The 734-nt window shown below is 32.7% G+C and carries 1 protein-coding gene; it reads left to right on the forward strand.

The genetic code is table 11. From position 1 onward, the window contains the following. Positions 1-123 precede the first annotated feature (123 nt). Positions 124-734: vWA domain-containing protein (locus ACVHXK_RS18675; RefSeq protein ID WP_461207918.1), on the forward strand; the 611-nt coding region annotated here is incomplete at its 3' end.

A 734-nucleotide genomic window follows, 5' to 3' on the forward strand; every position in this document is an offset into this window, starting at 1 on the left:
TTAATGAAGCTTTGTTTGACTATGATCAATCTCTTCTTGGTGCATAATTGTCGCTTTGAAAGCGACCAATCTAAATTCAAAATTTGTTATCCTTAATTAATAAAACAAAGGGAGGATAACAAAATGAAAACAAATATAACAGAAGTGGTATTTATTCTTGATAAGAGTGGCTCAATGTCAGGACTAGAGCGAGATACTATAGGCGGATACAATGCAATGATTAAGAAACAAAAAAAAGAGCAGGGGAAAGCCATTGTCACTACAGTACTTTTCGATGATAACTACGAACTTTTACATGACAGAATAAATATTAAAGGGATACAACCTATAACAGAAAATGAGTATTTTGTTGGAGGTTGTACTTCACTACTGGATGCTATTGGAAAGACTGTTAATATGATTGTTAATGTACAACGGAATACAAGCATTGATGAAAAAGCGGATAGTGTTATATTCATCATTACAACTGATGGAATGGAAAACTCTAGCAAAGAGTATAGCTATGAAAAAATCAAGAAATTGATAGAGTGGCAGAAAGAAAAATATGGATGGGAATTTATTTTTCTAGGGGCTAATATTGATGCTATTGCTACAGCTGAAAGATTTGGTATAAGTAGGGATAGAGCATCTAACTATAATGCAGATGGTGAAGGAACTAGATTAAATTATGAGGCAGTGAGTGATGTAATTAGTGAGTATCGTGTAAGTAAATCAATTAGTCAAGATTGGAAAAA

The organism is Clostridium sp. DL1XJH146, assembly GCF_054819755.1.